The organism is Kitasatospora sp. RG8, from assembly GCF_017813315.1.
Classification (GTDB): Bacteria; Actinomycetota; Actinomycetes; order Streptomycetales; family Streptomycetaceae; genus Kitasatospora.
In genome coordinates this window covers 147240-160328 of the sequence record NZ_JAGIYX010000007.1, presented here as the reverse complement: position 1 = coordinate 160328, position 13089 = coordinate 147240, and the positions used below count along the sequence as shown (strand labels likewise).

The following is a 13089-nucleotide window of genomic DNA, read 5'->3' as shown; positions in this document are numbered from 1 at the left end:
TCGCACTGGAACCGAAGAACCGGATCGGGAACGATAAAACCGTCCCGATTCACACCTTTAACGTTTATTCATTCAGGAAAAGGAACATGCGCACATCTAGGAACCGCCGGCTGCTCGCGGGACTGATGGGACTTGCCGCCGCCGGTCTCGGCACGGCAGCCCCTACCGCCATCGCCGACACCGTTACGACCGCCAACTCGGCCGCACCGCAGATCGTCGAGGACTTCGCCTACCCCGGCGCCGCACAGGTGCTCGCGGACAAGGGCATCACCCTCACCAGCGGTGACGGACACATCATCCTCACCGACGACTGCAACACCGCGCAGATCAAGGTCTGGTCGCGCCTTCCGACCGCCAACGTCGGCCAGTTCTGCTTCAACAGCACGGCCCCCCACGGCTTCCTTGCCATGTCGATAGCCGAGGTTGTCGGACTGCAGACCCTGGCCCAGCCCCTCACCGCCACTGTGAGCGCCGACGGGCGCACTGACACCGTCAGCCTCGACAAGGGCGATATCAAGGGCGTCGGCGAAGGTGCCAAGGGCAGCCGGTCCGTGCTGCTGCAGCTGCGCGTCGACTCCCCCACTGCCCCCACCACGCCGCCGGCAGCCGTCACGGACGCGCTTTACACCGCCCGCATCGACGTCGGCGACGGCAAGCGCGCCTGCAGCGGAGCCCTCGTGGACCGTTACTGGGTGATGACCGCCGCCTCCTGCTTCGCCGACGACCCGACGAAGCCGACCACGCCGGCCGCCGGCGCACCGAAGCTGCACACCACCGCCACCGTCGGCCGGCCCGACCTCACCGCCACGGACACAGGGGTCACCACCGACATCCTGGAACTGGTCCCGCGCCAGGACCGCGACCTCGTCATGGCACGCCTCGCCACCCCCGCTGACGGCATCAGCCCCGTCGCCCTCGCCGCCGCTGCCCCGGCAAGCGGCGAGCCCCTGCGCGCGATCGGGTACGGACGCACACCCAGCCTCTGGGCACCCACGACCCTTCACGCCGCCGCCGTCGCCGCGGGAGCCACCGACGCCACCGGCGTTGACCTTGCCTGGCAGGACGCCACCACGACCGTCTGCGCGGGCGACGCCGGTGCCCCCGCCACCCGCACCGCCAACGGCCAGCCCCAGCTCGTCGCCGTGACCAGCCGTGCCTGGCAGAGCGGCTGCTTCAACACCACCGAGACCCGAACCGGCGCCTACGGTGCCCGTGTCGACGACCTCAGCACGTGGGTGCAGCAAGTGAAGGCCTCCCGTCCCGGGAGCCGGCTGTTCGCCGTCGGCGGCGACCAGAAGATCTGGACGAACGAGGGTTCCTACAGCACGAACGTGTGGGGCACCTTCGCGGAGGTTCCGGACACCAGCGGCATCCGGCAGGTGAGCGCCGTCACGATGGGTGACAAGGTCCGCCTGTTCGCGATCGGCGGCGACAACACGATCTGGACCGTCACCAAGAACACCACGACCGGCGCCTGGAGCACCCCGGAGCAGGTGCCGGGCAACAGCGGGATGCAGCAGGTGAGCGCCGTCGCCATGGGTGACAAGGTCCGCCTGTTCGCCATCGGCGGCGACCAGAAGATCTGGACCGCCGCCGGCGACTCCACGGCCGGCACCTGGAGCCCGTTCGAGGCGCTGCCCGGCGGCGGCGTCAAGCAGGTGAGCGTCACCGCCGTCGGCAACACTGTGCGCGTGTTCGCGCTCGGCTCCGACCAGCAGATCTGGACCACCACCGGCGACTACACCGCCGGCACCTGGAGCACCTTCGCCGCCATCCCCAGCAGCGGCATCCAGCACATCGCCGCCACCACCGTCGGCAACCTCGTGCGCCTGTTCGCCGTCGGCAGCGACCAGAAGATCTGGACCACCGACAGCACCAACAACGGCCCCTGGACCACCTTCGACCAGGTCCCCAATGTCAGTGGCGGCATCAACCAGGTCGCCGCCACCACCATCGGCGACACCGTCCGCCTGTTCGCCCTCAGTAGCGAGCAACAGATCTGGACCGCCGACAAGAAGGCCGACGGCAGCTGGACCACCTTCTACGGCCTCACCAGCAACGCCGTCCAGAGCATCACCACCACCCCGGCCGGCTGACCCGTCAGCCCCAGCCGAGGCAGGAGGGGCCGGTGCCGAACCCAGGCACCGGCCCCTTCCCCGTCAACACAGGCACACGACGAGCACGCATGGCGGACCAGGCCGGACGAGTGAAGTGGCTTTGATCGGGCAGCTCCGAGCCGGCTGTACCGAGCGGGGCGGCACCCGCGCGACCTGCGTTCGTGACCAGCTCTGCCTGCCGCGGACGGCGGGCGTTCGAGTCATGTTGTCGAGGGGCTGGACGGATGCCTCATGCAGCGGTCGGTCCGGGCTGTGGCTCCACGGTAGTGCCGCTGTCCACCGCCAAGGGCATCGTCGAGCGCACCTTCGGCTGTATCAACACCCTGCTGTGGCAGCACCTGCCCGGCTACACCAGCTCCAATGTCGCCCAGCGCGGCCGCAACATCGAACAGCACACCTGCTACAGCGTCCCCCAGCTGCAGGACCTCCTCGACGAATGGCTCGTCCACTGGCACCACCGCCCCTACAACGGGCTGCGCCACCCGTGCTGCCGACGACAACACGGCTGACATCACATGAGATGTGGGGGGGGGACCGCCGTCTGCGGGTACGTGCCGGTCCCGTTGACCGGACGGAACTACCTCGAACGACCGCCGGTGCGCCAACTCACGATCAACGACCACAGCATAGGCCTGGGCCCGTGCACCTAGGACCAGAACCTCCTCTGATGGCGCTCTCTGAAATTTCAGAGAGCGCCATCACCCCTGGCCTTCCTGCCCGAGGGCGAGGATTCCACGCTCTGGAAGATCAGCGCAGCCCATGACGCCTTCGCACCACCCGAGTGGCTGGTCACCTTCGACCACAACACACCCCCCGAGATCGTCGCAGACTTCACCACCGCGCTCGCCTCCGCCTACACCCGAGGGCCCGACGCCTACCTGGGCACCCGCGGCCGGACCGGCGGAGTGGAGGTGACCCTCCAACTCCTCGCCGACGGCTGGAGCCTGGACCCAGCCCCTCCTTCCTCACCAACCAGTCCCCCGACCGCCTCATCCGGCTCCACCGCCGGGACAACCCGCTACAGCACTCGGCCGAGATGGCCGGCGACACCGAGCGCTGGCTGTTCGAGGTCGGCCCGCCCCGCGAGGTCTGGTACGCCACCGCCTCCTCGCGCCTGCCCGAGCACCTCCTGCAAACACTCACCACGACCATCACCGACCCGGCCCCGGCCAACCGCTACATGCGGCGCATCGACCTGGAGCACCTACCCTCTGGAGCCACGGCGACTGCGACCACGCCGAGCCCGCTGGAGGTGGCGCGCGTCAGGGCGGCCACCCGCCGCTCGCTCTCCGTACCCCGTGCCGCTCCCACATCGCTCGCCCACAGCACCACCACCCGCCCGCACTCCCGCAGGCCCCCGCCGCCCGGCGCTCCCGCTGACCATCGACACCTTGGAGGGCAGTGTGTCCGACACCATCGCCCTCGACCACGCCAACGCGATGATCGAGAAGCCCGGGGCCGGCCGATCGGCGAACTGGAGCGTCCTGCCATCCACCGCTCCGTCGAGGACCCGCGGCTTCGTGCGGCCATCCACACAAGGGGCTACCTCACCGTGGTCTCCAACATTGTCGCTGTCCACCAGGCCCGCCTGCACGCCCTCACCCGGCCCGGCCATGTCCCCGCCTTCTACGACTTCGACCGGATCACCGAGTCGGCGAGTTCCCTGCGGACCGCCCACGCCGAGAGCAACACCGCCCTGCAGACGATCCGCCACGTCGTCGACGCCCGCGAGGCCGCCCTGACGACCCAGGGCGGCCTCGACGCCGAACGGGTCCGGGCCGCCACCTCCCGCACCACGCAGTCCCCCCGTCCGCTGGAGCTGCCCGCCGGCCATCCCGGCACCCCGCCGGCCGCAGCGACGCCGGCCCCGTCGCCGACGAACCGGCGGTAACGGCCCTTCAGTCTGTGGCCTGGTCGCTGTGGGCGCCCGGATCGGCTGCGCCCACCGCGCGGGCCAGCTCCTCCACCGTCATCTCCACGCGCCGACCGTCCGCCAGCCGCCCCTGGACCGCGTTCTCCTGGACATGCGCCGCAGCGGTCTTCGTCCGTACCGTCCACTGCCCGTCGGCAATCATCACGACATCGCCTATCGTCCACGGCCGTCCCGCTGCCAGGATCTTGAGCTCCAGCGCCGCACCGTCCCGGCCTCTGTCCGCCTCCCCAACGCTCGTCCCCTCCTCCCGTACGGCCCGCTGCCGCAACCCCTTTCCGCAACCCGTCTCGCTGATCCTTTCCAGGCCGGGCGGACCCGGGCCTCGCGGTCCAGTTCGCCCACGGCAGACGGGCAACACCGGAAATGACTACGAACACCGGCGTGGCGCATGCCAACGTACGGGTGTCAAGAAAACCGCAGGTCAACGAAGGGAACACCACCGTGAACGCCACCAGCAGCCTCCTGCCCTCCCCTGTCCGCCCCACCCTCGAGAACCGTTCCTGGCTCTCCTCCGATCACTGCGCGGAGCCTGTGCTCGAACTGCTCGGCGCGCTCGGCTGGCCAATCGTCAACACCCCTGAGGCGAACGTCCACTGCACCAGCCCGGACGGGCGCGTGTACGTCGGCTGGCTGCCGGAGGCTCCGGACGCCTGGCAGCGCGGCATCGTCTGGCGCGTGCGGGTCCAGCCCGCCGACGCCGAGGCGTGGACCCAGGAGTTCGGTGTCCGCACCCCGTCCGAGGCTGTCGCCGGCTTCCTCGCCGCGCTGATCGACGACCCCTCCCGCTAACCCAACTCACCGCAACTGCGGACGCATTGCCTCCGCCTCAACGACCGCGTCGCCGACGCCACCGAACGCAACAGCTTCGGCTCTTACCGTGGTCAACCCGCTCACCATCTGCGCCGACGGCTTCTTTCTCTCGGCGATCGCCCCGTCCCCGCCGTCGCCCTGTTGCTTCCCGTCGAAGAAGTGGTCGGTTTCCCCAGCGAACGTCCCGAGCCGTGGTCACCTTCGACGACGCGCACGACCTGGGCCTGCACCACGACCGAAAGGCAGTCGCTCCTCCCCTCCAGGGAGTCCGGCGGCGCCCGTGTGCATCAGATCGGCAACGCACGGGGCCTGCCCGACCACACGGCCGCCAGATTGCTCGACCGACTGGCTGCCAACGGTGTGGTGATCCTCGAAGCTGAGGGCGATTCGCTGCCGATGTGCTCCTACGGATTGGCGCACTGACCCCCGGCGCCAAGCGTCCTTTCCTCGGCTCGACAGGACCACGTGACTCACCGCGCCCCGCTGAGCAACCGTCACGCCGAGGAATCCGTCTGCCCCGCGAACAAACGGACCAAGTCCGGCAAGTCGCTGCACCCCGCCTGCCTCGGCCGCTCTTACTCCCAGGCCATCTGCACCTGCGATGCCTGGCAGTTCAAGTACCCCAGTAAGGGCCCCGGCAAGGGCTGCGTCAACGAATCCCGCAAGCGTCACCGCGCCACCCACTCCATGACCGACCCGAAGGGTCCGACGATCCTGCACGGCCTGCTCCGCCTCGACTTCCGGTGACCGCCACCGCTCCCGGTACCGCCCCGACTTCCCTGCTGCCTGAACCACTTGGAGAACCACCGTGCCCCATCACCTCACCATCGGCCACCTGCTCGCCCGACTCCAGCCCCTCGACCCGAACCTGCGCATCCGCCTCGCTGTGAACCCTGACTGGCCGTTCACCCACCTCCTCGGCGCGAGCGCCGTAGAGCACGAGGGCATTGCTTACCTCGCCGAGGACGGGCAGGACGGCTACCTCCCGACCGCCGTCCGCGACGAACTCGCCTGGGCCTGACCACCACTCCGATCCCGAACCAGGAGGACCAGATCACCTCTCACAACCGCCGCAGAACGCCCCACCCGCTTGACGGCCTCGCCATTTGGCCGATGCCGACCGGAGTCCGCGGCGCCCTCGTCCGCACCGCCCCCGCTCGCCCCCGAGGACCCCATCAACGTCCTCTGGCTGCCCGCTGACGCTCCCCGTCTTCCTTCCGGCCGAATCAGCCTGCGCTGGCCGCTGCGCAGGCTGGGACGTCACGGCCCGGCTCGGCCTCGGCATCCCGGCCGCCCTGCCGGGCGAACGTCTCAACGCCGACGTGATCGACTACCTGCGCACCGGCGTCGACGCGGGCATGCTCCTCCCCGACAGCGCTGATCCCGCACTCACCACGCTGCGCGTCGTCGTCGAGTACTGACCGGCGGATGACTCTCGATGCCCCACGACGGCCGCCCGGCGGGAGGAAACCAAGCACGACCACGTCCTCCGCCGCGCTGCCCGGACTGCGCGAGCGCGTCACGGTGGACCTGGCCCTGCGCGGCCTCCAGCACGACCGGGTTGCCGTCTGCGCCATACGCCTGCTCGACCTCGACTTCTTCCGAGTCGGCTCACCGGCGTACGAGAAGGCCAACGGTTCGTACAGCCCGACCACCCTGCGCCGCAACCAGGTCACCGTCCACGGCGCCGATCTCCAGTTCGTGTATGCCGCTAAGTCCGGGCGCCGCCGCGACCTCGCCCTCTCCGATCAGGCCGCTGCCAAGGCCGTCCGGGCTCTGCTGCACCGCCACGACGACAACCCGGCCCTGCAGGCTTTCGGGGAGCACCGGACGTGGCAGTCCCTTGGATGTCCTGAACCTGAACGTGCCCGGGTCGTCCGAGAGACGGTGGGTCACCTGGGAAACAGCCCGGCAGTCTGCCGGCCCTCTACGTCAACCCGCGACCGTTCGAGCTCTACGGCTGGGGAGTCACCATCGCTGACGCGCTGCCCGACCTCGACGCCGACCCAGCCGGACCATTGCCCGGCACCCGCGAGACCGTGGAACGCGCCGCCCTCGACCTTCTCGCCCAGCAAAGGACCACGGGTAAAGGCATGGGACGGGGTGTGCCGGGTAGCCGCCGGTCTACCTACCACGTCCAAGGAGGAGTCATGCCGGCCGGCTCGAACAAGAAGAGGGAACGCCAGTACGAGCACATCAAGGAGAGCGCCCTCGACCGCGGGGAGAGCGAGAAGCGAGCCAAGGAGATCGCCTTCCGCATGGTGGACAAGGAACGAGCCCGCCACGGCGAGTCGAAGACCGCCAGTCGCTCCTCTACCCAGGACACCTCCTCGCAACGAGGCGGCCGCCGCTCCCACTCGGGCTCCCCAGGCCCCACCTATGACCAGCTCTACAACGAGGCCAAGAAACGCAATATCTATGGCCGTTCGACGATGAACAAGAAGCAGCTCGCCAACGCCCTCGGCCATTAACAAGCACGCGCCGGGTGGCCGTCGAGGGAGGATGGGGAAGGGACAGCCATCCCGCCGGAAGGAATCCCATCGTGTCCGCCACCTCGGGCCCCCAGCCGGAGCCCGGCCAACAGACCCAAGCGCCCCTTCAGGTCACCTCCCATGCGGCGGCCATCACCGCGGTGGTGTGCCGCGTCTCAGGAGAATCCGACCACGACAACCGGCGCCTCCTCGACGAAGCCCTCGCTAAGGCCATCGCAGACGCACCCGCGATGCTGATCGTCGACCTCGTAGCCCTCACCTTCTGCGACTCCGCGTGCCTCAACGCCCTCCTCCAGGCCCGCCACGACGCCGAGACCGCAGGAGTCTGGCTCGTCCTCTCCGGCGCCGGGCCCCAGCTGCTGCGCCTGCTGGCGATCACCGGAACCGATGAGATCTTCACCCTCCGCACGCACATCCGCACCACTGTCCCCTGCCCTGAATGAGCACGCCATGACACTTCCGGCCCGCTATACGATCACCATGCCGGGGACCTCCGGATCCCACGCCCCACCCGAAGTCGTCGTCGTCCACTTCACCGGCGCCTACACCTCAAACGGCGCCCCGATCTACAGCGATGTTCCGGGCACCTTCCAAGTCGAGATCGCCGGCGGTGCGGCCCGCCCACTCGCCGCCACCAGCGGCCCCGGGCAGCACACCTGCCTCCACGCTGTTCCGCTGCGCTGAGGGCCCGGGCGGGTAGGGGGTGAGCATCTCGGCCGCGATCCGCCCGGCGGCCTTCTCGACGGGCACCTGTTCGGCCGGGCCGAAGAACGCGTCGCGCGGCAGCAGCACCTGCTCCAGGCGCAGCTGCCGGGGGCGTGTAAGCGATCTCGTGTAAGTGCCTTGGGATTATTGGATGCTGAGCCGGTCATCGAAGAAGAGTGAGAACTGGTTCAGCGCCTCCTTCCAGTGTGCGGCGACGTGGTTGATGTCGCGTGCCCTGGGGGTGATCTGCTCACGCACCGCGAGGTAGAGAACCTTCAACGCGGCCTGCTCGGAAGGGAAGTGGCCACGGTTTCGGGTGGCCTTCCGCAGTCGGGAGTTGATCGACTCGACCAAGTTAGTGGAGTAGACGACCGTCCTTATCGCGGGCGGGAACGCGAGGTAGGGCGTGAACTCGCCCCAGGCCGCCCGCCAGGTGCGGACCACGGCCGGGTAGCGTTCGCCCAGCTCGGACGCGGCAAGCTCGTCCAGGGCCCGCTCGGCGGCCTGCTCCGTCGGCGCGCTGTAGATCGCCCGCAGGGCCGGCACCAGCTTGGAGCGGTCCCTGCCGGAGGACAGCCGAAGCGAGGCCCTGATCAAGTGGATCACGCACGTCTGCACCGTCGCGCGGGGCCAGGTGCCGGTCACCGCGTCCGGCAGGCCCTTCAGGCCGTCGCAGCAGACGATGCACACGTCCTCGACGCCCCGGTTGCGCAGTTCGGACAGCACGGCCATCCAAGCGGTGGCGCCCTCGCCCTCCGTACCGACCCACAGGCCCAGGACGTCCTTGCGGCCGTCCATGTCGACCCCGACCGCGAGGTAGACCGGCTTCGAAGCCACCGCCCCGGCACGGATCTTCACCCACAGCGCGTCGATGTAAATGATCGGCCACACCGGGTCCAGGGGCCGGTTCTGCCAAGCGACCAGCTCGTCCGCCACGGCGTCGGTGACCTTGCTGATCAGGTCCGCGCTGACCTCGACCCCATAGATCTGCGCGAGGTGGGAACGGATGTCGCGCACCGACCGCCGAGGTGGAGGCCGCGATGCACGGCTGCCAGGTGGGCCCCGGCCGCTCACCCCTACGCTGCGGGGCGCACTGGCCGCCAACGAGTGGGCGGCCGGCCACCGGCATGCAGCCCCGATCAGCGGGGCTCTGCTGGTGGGCGACCTGCCGAACACCGCCCAGTCGAAGGGCGAGGAACGCGCGGCTCTGCGACGCGTGAACAACCGGACGGAGGCCGGCCCGGAAGACCGCGACTTCGCGCTCGTAGATCTTGAATTGCGATGATCACGGTGTGGCGTGAAGCGATCTGACGGGCCGACAGTGGGCCCGGCCGGGGCCCTTGCTGCCGTGCGCCTACCGCCTACCGCCTACCGCTTCCGAGGTTCTGCCGTGTCGTTGAACCAAGCTCACTGTCTTGCTGTCTGACAGGTAACGGCTCGATCATGCGCCGCCCGACGGCGCGGCGTCAAGGTCCGACTCCTGCCCGGCGCCCCGGGGAGGAGCACCGACGGTCTGCGGTCGCCCGTCGTCGGCTCCGCTCGTGCACGGACCCTCACAGGACGAGAAGTCCACAACTGATCGGATTTGATCGTACGGCTCTCGCAGGGCAGGCTCGGTGCCGCACAGTGGTGGAACCGCCACGGTCCGGCACGGAGGGAGCCATATGTCCGGGACCGAGCACAGCAAACCAACGGCACACGTGGTCGTCGGGTATACCCCGCAGGATGCTTTCGTCGCCGTCCAATTCAGTCCGCCTCCAGCGGAATACGTGTGGCATGACCGGCAGGCCGAGCACCGCCGGGACCGGTTCGGGCCGGGCAACTGCTACCAACAGTGGCTCGCCGTCGATGTCGCCACCGGTGCCGTCTGGTTCGGGGACACCGATTGGCGAACACAAGGCGAGGACGTCGCCCACTCGCTCCCGGGACATCGCCGGGCCACGGTCGGCGATGGCGCACTGCCATCCCCGGCCGTGTTCGCGGTCCTGCTCACGCACCGCGCCGTTGACGACCAGGGCGCCGACGTCTGGCGCTTCTTCAGTGCCGAGGAGCTCTATGCGCTCGTCCGGCGGGTGCTGCCCCTGGTCCAGCGGGTGATCGGCTCGCTGCACCGCGTGGGCCCGGGCGGGAGTCTGGAATGGTCCGCCGAGGCTGCTACGGCCTGGACCGATCTCGAACAGGCCTGCCGGTTCACGCTCGACGCGACGGGGGCGGTCGCCTGGGCCGAACCCCGCATGAGCCCGGTTCCCGCGTGGCGGGTCGAAGTAGCGGACTTCCTCGCCCGGAATCCGGAGCTGTGCGACCCGGCCTGGACGACAGCCACCGACGCCGAGCTGGACGGCTGTGCCGCTTACGAACCCGATTCCGGTTACGGCGGCGTGCCGGGACGGATGTGCGCTACGGCGGACGTTCGGATCGAGGAGGGTTACACCTTCTACGGTCACCGTGCGGCTCTGTACGCCTACCGCGCGGCGGCCTGCGGCAACCGCACTCCGGTCGATGCCGGGCTCTGGCTGCGGACCAGCGATGCCGGACGGAGCAGCTGGGAGGGCGCGAAGGTCGTGGGAGCGAGTCTCGCCGATGCCACTGACTGCGTGTTGAACCACCTTGCCGAGACGTTCCGCAGTGCTGCGGCCGACGACGGCGTGGTCCTCACCGGCCTGCCGGCCTACCTGCGGCAACAGCGGGCCGGGGAAAGGACGGCGGTCGACGACACGCTTGCCGCCACCGGGGAGGAACTGAAGCGCCTGGAGGAGTTACTCAAGGAGGTCCGCCTGGTCCGGAACACCGTCCTGACCCGGGTCCTTAGCTGGACCGACGGGCGGGACGACGAGGCGATCGCTCGTCTCGCGGCGATGTCCCCCGTCGCTGTGGCCGAGTGGCGTGAGCGGCTCACCGCCGACCGGAGCATCCGGTCGCAGGCGTGAGCGGCTGCCCGGAGACCTGCCTGAGGTCGCGGCTTTCGGTCGCGCACTCGTCGCGGCGTTGCCCCCGGCTCACGAGAGGGCGGCCAGTGCCTGCGCGGCGAGCATCCGTTCCAGGGCCAGCAGAGCGCACGGGGCGTGCCGGGTGTCGATGCGGACGGTGTAGATGAAGCGCGTCAACTCCGGGTCGGCGAGGGGACGCGCCACGACCTGGGTGTTGCCCGGGGGAAGGGCCAGCCGCGGCATGACGGCGACGCAGAGGCCGGCGGCGACGAAGCCGAGCACGGTGTTGAAGTCGTCACCGTCGTATTCCAGGCGGGCCTGGAATCGCGGTGTCTTGGCCATCTGAGCGAGCAGTTCCAGGCGCAACGCGGCCTCCGGAGCTGCGATCCACGTCTCGGACGCGAGGTCTGCCAGGTCGATGACGTCCCGGTGGGCGAGGTGGTGGTCAGCCGGGACGACTGCCACGACCGGGTCGCGTGCGACCAGCGTTCGGCGCAGCGTCCGGGGCGGTGGCATCGGGATGAAGTCGTAGTCGTAACTGAGGGCCAGGTCCATGTCTCCCCGCTTGAGCCGGCTGTAGCCGGCGTCCGGTTCCACCTGGGAGAGGCTGACCTGTACATCCGGGTAGGTCGCGTGGAGATCTGCCAGCGCCTGCGGGACGATGCCGGCGGCGGATGAGGCGAAGGCTCCGAGTCTGATCCGTCCGGCCGTGCCCGCCCGCATGGCGTCGAGTTCCACGGACGCCGCCGCCAGTGCGCTCCGGACACGCTGCTCGGCGTCGAGGAGGACCGTGCCGGCCGGGGTGGGGCGCACGGGGCGGCGCTCTATCAGGATGAGGCCGGCACGGCGTTCGAGTTCGGCGATCTGTTGCGAGACGGCGGGCGCGCTGTAGCCCAGCTCGCGTGCGGCGGCGTTGAAGGAGCCGTGGCGGACCACGGCTTCGAGGGTGGCGAGCAACCGGGGGTCTAGTCTCTGCACGGAGTTAAGGCTCACTTATCTGTCGCGAAGATGTCTTTTCTTGTGCTTAAGCATGAACGGCAGCAGGATTCTTGTTCGCGGCCGGATGTGCAAGCCTCGGCTCCCGGGTCCGCGACCAACCCCCACCCTCGTCGGGCTCGTTCGTGTGCCCGCCGGGCCGTGCACCCCCTCCTCCGCGTCCCGCCTGCACCCGCATCTGTCGGGCGGGCCGCGGAGGAGACGGCTTCGACGATCGACCCGCGCTGCTGAAAGGACGTGGTATGCCCAAGCCACTCATCGGACTGACCACTTACCTCGCCGACGCTCAGTGGGGGGAGTGGGAGCTGCCCGCCGCGCTGCTGCCCGCGGCGTACATCAGCTGCCTCCGGGCGGCGGGCGGCCGGGTGGTCCTGCTGCCGCCGGACGCGCCGGAGGCCGCGCCGGACGTCGTCGCGCGCCTGGACGCGATCGTCCTGACCAGCGGCGAGGACGTGGATCCCGCGTTGTACGGGGCGCAGCCGCATCCGTGCACGGGGCCGCCGATGCGTGAGCGCGACCGGTGGGAGTGGGCCGTGCTGGACGAGGCTCTCGCGCGTGACATGCCAGTGCTCGGAGTGTGCCGCGGCATGCAGTTGATGAACGTGCACGCGGGCGGCACCCTGATCCAGCACCTCCCCGAAACCGTGGGTCACCACGGGCACAACCTGCACGGCGGCCACTTCTCCCCCCATGCCGTCACCACGGTGCCGGGGACGCGGATCGGCGCGCTCCTTCCGGGGACCCGCCAGGTCGCCACGCACCATCATCAGGCGGTGGAGTCCCTCGGAGCCGGCTTGGTCGTGGGCGCCCGCACGGCGGACGGCACCGTCGAGGCGATCGAGAGCACCCGGCACCGCTTCGTGGTCGGCGTGCAGTGGCACCCCGAAATGGCTTTCGATTCAGCGGTGGTACACGCTCTGGTGGCCGCGGCCGGGTCGGCCTCGGGCCCTGCGCCGAGGGGTGCCGGCGAGCGGAAGGTGCGTGTCCGGAGTGCGTCGGAGCTCTCCGAAGCGACTCCGGTGTCTTGACAGCGTGTCACTACGGGCCCCAGGATCAGCCCGTGAACCTGTCAGACAGCCAGACAGGTGGTCCGGTCCCGCGGCGCGTCA

General features: G+C 69.7%; 14 protein-coding genes and 2 pseudogenes. 12 read left to right on the top strand and 4 right to left on the bottom strand.

What is annotated here, in order from left to right; translation table 11 throughout:
* The first annotated feature begins 86 nt into the window (after positions 1 to 86).
* The 4 genes and pseudogenes from J5Y04_RS13655 to J5Y04_RS13640 all read left to right on the top strand — a co-directional run bounded on the left by J5Y04_RS13655 (position 87) and on the right by J5Y04_RS13640 (position 4008).
* Complete coding sequence (locus J5Y04_RS13655; protein WP_209412246.1) at positions 87 to 2096, top strand: trypsin-like serine protease; 2010 nt, start codon at positions 87 to 89, stop codon at positions 2094 to 2096.
* Positions 2097 to 2341: 245 nt separating this feature from the next.
* A complete protein-coding gene (locus J5Y04_RS13650) occupies positions 2342 to 2626 on the top strand; it encodes a hypothetical protein (RefSeq protein ID WP_209412245.1) in 285 nt (94 codons plus the stop codon).
* A 168-nt stretch (positions 2627 to 2794) separates the two neighbouring features.
* Positions 2795 to 2959, top strand: a pseudogene (locus J5Y04_RS43945) (DUF317 domain-containing protein); the annotation flags it as partial.
* On the top strand, positions 2899 to 4008 hold the full coding sequence (locus J5Y04_RS13640) for a DUF317 domain-containing protein (protein WP_209412244.1): 1110 nt from the start codon (positions 2899 to 2901) through the stop codon (positions 4006 to 4008). The pseudogene J5Y04_RS43945 and the gene J5Y04_RS13640, both read left to right, overlap by 61 nt.
* A 7-nt stretch (positions 4009 to 4015) precedes the next feature.
* Here J5Y04_RS13640 and J5Y04_RS13635 read toward each other — a convergent pair whose 3' ends face one another.
* Positions 4016 to 4195: a hypothetical protein gene (locus tag J5Y04_RS13635; protein ID WP_245204822.1), complete on the bottom strand. Its 180-nt coding sequence runs from the start codon at positions 4193 to 4195 to the stop codon at positions 4016 to 4018.
* Positions 4196 to 4431: 236 nt separating this feature from the next.
* Here J5Y04_RS13635 and J5Y04_RS13630 point away from each other — a divergent pair, with 236 nt between their 5' ends.
* From J5Y04_RS13630 to J5Y04_RS41680, 6 genes are all read left to right on the top strand, one after another.
* Positions 4432 to 4839, top strand: coding sequence for a DUF317 domain-containing protein (locus J5Y04_RS13630; RefSeq protein WP_307853096.1), 408 nt, complete (start codon positions 4432 to 4434; stop codon positions 4837 to 4839).
* 486 nt (positions 4840 to 5325) lie between these two features.
* The gene (locus J5Y04_RS13625) at positions 5326 to 5607 is read left to right on the top strand and encodes a hypothetical protein (protein ID WP_209412243.1); all 282 of its coding nucleotides are present in this window, start codon (positions 5326 to 5328) and stop codon (positions 5605 to 5607) included.
* A 61-nt stretch (positions 5608 to 5668) separates the two neighbouring features.
* Positions 5669 to 5881, top strand: a complete 213-nt coding sequence (locus tag J5Y04_RS13620; protein WP_209412242.1) for a hypothetical protein — start codon at positions 5669 to 5671, stop codon at positions 5879 to 5881.
* 1129 nt (positions 5882 to 7010) lie between these two features.
* Positions 7011 to 7331 (top strand): plasmid stabilization protein, encoded by a 321-nt coding sequence (locus J5Y04_RS13610; protein WP_209412241.1) that lies wholly within the window; start codon positions 7011 to 7013, stop codon positions 7329 to 7331.
* 71 nt (positions 7332 to 7402) lie between these two features.
* Positions 7403 to 7795 (top strand): STAS domain-containing protein, encoded by a 393-nt coding sequence (locus tag J5Y04_RS41685; RefSeq protein ID WP_209412240.1) that lies wholly within the window; start codon positions 7403 to 7405, stop codon positions 7793 to 7795.
* Positions 7740 to 8036: a DUF6296 family protein gene (locus J5Y04_RS41680; RefSeq protein ID WP_374106018.1), complete on the top strand. Its 297-nt coding sequence runs from the start codon at positions 7740 to 7742 to the stop codon at positions 8034 to 8036. The genes J5Y04_RS41685 and J5Y04_RS41680 overlap by 56 nt, the downstream gene beginning before the upstream one ends.
* Here J5Y04_RS41680 and J5Y04_RS41675 read toward each other — a convergent pair.
* Both J5Y04_RS41675 and J5Y04_RS13595 read right to left on the bottom strand, forming a co-directional pair.
* A pseudogene (locus J5Y04_RS41675) lies at positions 7995 to 8168 on the bottom strand (hypothetical protein); the annotation flags it as partial. The gene J5Y04_RS41680 and the pseudogene J5Y04_RS41675 sit on opposite strands and share 42 nt — an antisense overlap.
* A gap of 33 nt (positions 8169 to 8201) precedes the next feature.
* A complete protein-coding gene (locus J5Y04_RS13595; RefSeq protein ID WP_307853095.1) occupies positions 8202 to 9074 on the bottom strand; it encodes an IS256 family transposase in 873 nt (290 codons plus the stop codon).
* Positions 9075 to 9721: 647 nt separating this feature from the next.
* Here J5Y04_RS13595 and J5Y04_RS13590 point away from each other — a divergent pair.
* Positions 9722 to 10984, top strand: a complete 1263-nt coding sequence (locus J5Y04_RS13590) for a hypothetical protein (protein WP_209412239.1) — start codon at positions 9722 to 9724, stop codon at positions 10982 to 10984.
* 69 nt (positions 10985 to 11053) lie between these two features.
* Here J5Y04_RS13590 and J5Y04_RS13585 read toward each other — a convergent pair whose 3' ends face one another.
* Positions 11054 to 11962, bottom strand: coding sequence for a LysR substrate-binding domain-containing protein (locus J5Y04_RS13585; protein ID WP_209412238.1), 909 nt, complete (start codon positions 11960 to 11962; stop codon positions 11054 to 11056).
* Positions 11963 to 12222: 260 nt separating this feature from the next.
* Between J5Y04_RS13585 and J5Y04_RS13580 the strand changes: the two genes are divergently transcribed.
* Positions 12223 to 13008: a gamma-glutamyl-gamma-aminobutyrate hydrolase family protein gene (locus tag J5Y04_RS13580; RefSeq protein WP_209412237.1), complete on the top strand. Its 786-nt coding sequence runs from the start codon at positions 12223 to 12225 to the stop codon at positions 13006 to 13008.
* Positions 13009 to 13089: the final 81 nt, after the last annotated feature.

Coding starts and splice junctions, on each gene's coding strand:
- J5Y04_RS13655 (WP_209412246.1), top strand. CDS start 87: ATGCGCACATCTAGGAACCGCCGGCTGCTCGCGGGACTGATGGGACTT.
- J5Y04_RS13650 (WP_209412245.1), top strand. CDS start 2,342: ATGCCTCATGCAGCGGTCGGTCCGGGCTGTGGCTCCACGGTAGTGCCG.
- J5Y04_RS13610 (WP_209412241.1), top strand. CDS start 7,011: ATGCCGGCCGGCTCGAACAAGAAGAGGGAACGCCAGTACGAGCACATC.
- J5Y04_RS41680 (WP_374106018.1), top strand. CDS start 7,740: ATGAGATCTTCACCCTCCGCACGCACATCCGCACCACTGTCCCCTGCC.
- J5Y04_RS13590 (WP_209412239.1), top strand. CDS start 9,722: ATGTCCGGGACCGAGCACAGCAAACCAACGGCACACGTGGTCGTCGGG.
- J5Y04_RS13580 (WP_209412237.1), top strand. CDS start 12,223: ATGCCCAAGCCACTCATCGGACTGACCACTTACCTCGCCGACGCTCAG.